The following is a 2,543-nucleotide window of genomic DNA, read 5'->3' on the forward strand; positions in this document are numbered from 1 at the left end:
TCACCGAGGGATGCCCGCAACGACTCCGGATGCTCCAGGTCGGCCACCAGCGCCGTCGCGTCCGGAAAGACCGCGACGAGCTGCTGGGCGCGCTCCTCGTTTCGCGCGAGAAGAACGAGCGCGTCGCCTCGTTCGTACAGCGCCCGAGCGAGGGCGGCGCCGATTCCGGAGGATGCGCCGGTGATGAGGTGGGTGGCCATGCGTCCAGTATTACGAGATCACTCGTCCGTGCCGGAATCCCGCGGCCGTCGTCTCGTGAGCAGGATCACCACGACCGCGATGAGGGCGAGCAGCACGATCGCCCCGGCGATCACGATGACGATCACGATCGCGCCCGAGTTCACCGTGCCCTGCGCTGTGCCCGCTCCGGCCTTCGGTGCGGCGCTCGCGCCGGCACCCTTGCACGGACTCACGGCGGAGCCCGTGGCGGCCTTCGTTCCGGCGGGCGGAGCGTAGGTGAACTGGATCGAGTCGGAGACGACGTGGCCGTCGGCGGAGACGATCTGCCAGGTGACCATGTACTTGCCCGCACCACCGAGGGCGACGGGAACCGTGACATTGCGGTCGCTGATGGTGGGGCATCCGGTCTCGAAGTGCCGGCTCGCGCCATCCGGACCCGTCACCTGCAGCAACGCGCCGGGACCGGTCTTCGACAGGTCGAGCACGACGTCGTCGAACGTGAGCTTCACGCTGTCGATGGGCGTCGTCTGCGTCGAACCCGCCTTCGGTGAGCTGTCGACGAGGTAGTCGTGAGCGCTCGCCGGAGCGGCGGCCAGCGGGCCGACGACCGCGGCCGCCACGAGGGCGGCGACCGCGATCCCGGCGCGCAGGGCCCGACCGATCGACCGGTTTCGGGAGAGGTCCCGAACGGTCGATCGCGCAGAGTGCCGTGTTGCGGGCGGAAGCATCACGCGCCGCCCTCGTTGGACGATGCGCTCGGGGAGGGATGCGGCGTGCCTGCCGCAGCGGGCCGTGGCCTGCGGGTGATCCCGAGCACCGCAACGATCAGGGCGATCGCCGCGAGAACGAGCCCGGCTACCCCGAGGCCGAGAGCAGCGCCATCCGTCGGCGACGCGCTCGAGGCAGCGGGAACCGGTGTGCTGCTCACCACTGTCGGAGTCGTCGTCGATGCGGCCGGCGGCGCATCCTTCACGTAGAGCGTGGGCGCAGGATGCTCCGGCTCTTCACCCGACGCGGGCGTCGGTTGATCCCACTTCACGACCGATCCATCGGAGTAGGTCTGGATGGCCGGCATGACGATCTTGCCGGTGTCGGGCACGATCCCGGCCGAGATGACGAACTGCTGGAACTGTCCCGGCGCGATCTGCACTCCCGGATCGGCTGTCCACACGATCTTCGTCGGTGCCTCTGTCACGGTCGCGCCGGAGATCTTCACCGGCTTGGCGAGCTTCGAGGTCGTGACGGTCGCCTTCCAGCCGGGGATGGGCTGGTACGAGACGGAGGTGAACGGAGTCGCGGTCGGAAAGTCGACCTCGAGCCCGACCGTGCCGGCCGTCGCGGACTCGGTGGGCACGCGGAACGTGAGCACGCTGTATCCGCCAGGCGCAGCCTGGTCGGGATCCACGCGTACGTGCGCGCTCGCGGTGAGCGGTGCGGCGATCGCCAGGGCGACGGCCGCGATGGCGGCCGCTCCCGCGGCCGCAAGGGTGTGTTTGGTCATGTCTCTCTCGTATGCCTGTTCGCGCATATGACTGCGCGCTATCGAACCGCAGCCCCTCGTGCGCCCACCACGAACACGTGGTTCCGGACGCCGGACATGGCTGCGCCTGATGCGACTGCTGGGTGTGTCTGTCGGACACGCCCTAGGCGAAGGCGGGAGGACCGCGGTGGCGGCGCGCGCCGAGCACGCGCGTCGGCGACGCGAGCGTGATCGGGCGGGTTTGCACGGGCATCCGTGCCGGGGCGCCGATCGGCACGACGGTCAGTCGTGCGATCGCGGTGACGAGAAGCACGGTGAAGGTGGCGAGCGCATGCAGGGTGCGCTCGCCGCGACGGAGCGCCGCGATGGTGATGAGCGCGGCGCAGCCGTGCGCGACGAACATGAGCGGGGTGTCGTGGTGCATGGGCATGGCGTGTCCCGCGGTCAGGGCGATGGGCCCACCCATGTGCATGTGACCTGCGGGAACGTGCAGTGCAGTGCCCGAGGCATTCGATCCGAGCCCGAACAGCAGGTGCAGGAGCAGCTGGCTGACCCCGACGGATGCCGCCTGCCGCCACAACGAGATGCGGCGCCCCGCGAGCGCGACGCAGAGCGGAACGGCGAATGCCAGCGACAGCGACACGGCGAGCAACGACGGGAGGCTCCCGCCGGCGGCATCGTGGACCAGTGCGGCGACGAAGACGGCGAAGCACGCGGCCGCGGTGCCGCGAAGCGTGCGTATGCCGCGAGAGGTCATGCCGTTACCTGCCGAGTGTGGATGCCTCCAGCCTAGAGGCGATTGAGGGTTGGGCCGGGGGGGTCGGGGGCCCCGCCCCACCCCAGGTGTGTGTTTGGGGGGAGCACCCGCTCGTATGTTGATACC

Annotated in this window: 4 protein-coding genes; all 4 read right to left on the reverse strand. The window is 70.0% G+C overall.

The window, feature by feature from the left end:
- The coding region (locus ACTHNC_RS00510; RefSeq protein WP_440292627.1) for an SDR family NAD(P)-dependent oxidoreductase at nucleotides 1–200 on the reverse strand (200 nt) is incomplete at its 3' end.
- An 18-nt stretch (nucleotides 201–218) separates the two neighbouring features.
- Nucleotides 219–908, reverse strand: coding sequence for a copper resistance CopC family protein (locus ACTHNC_RS00515; RefSeq protein ID WP_440292630.1), 690 nt, complete (start codon nucleotides 906–908; stop codon nucleotides 219–221).
- A complete protein-coding gene (locus ACTHNC_RS00520) occupies nucleotides 908–1,681 on the reverse strand; it encodes a YcnI family copper-binding membrane protein (protein WP_440292628.1) in 774 nt (257 codons plus the stop codon). The genes ACTHNC_RS00515 and ACTHNC_RS00520 overlap by 1 nt, the downstream gene beginning before the upstream one ends.
- A 142-nt stretch (nucleotides 1,682–1,823) precedes the next feature.
- Nucleotides 1,824–2,417 (reverse strand): hypothetical protein, encoded by a 594-nt coding sequence (locus ACTHNC_RS00525; protein ID WP_440292629.1) that lies wholly within the window; start codon nucleotides 2,415–2,417, stop codon nucleotides 1,824–1,826.
- Nucleotides 2,418–2,543: the final 126 nt, after the last annotated feature.

It is taken from the genome of Humibacter sp. (genome assembly GCF_051954055.1).
Classification (GTDB): Bacteria; Actinomycetota; Actinomycetes; order Actinomycetales; family Microbacteriaceae; genus Humibacter.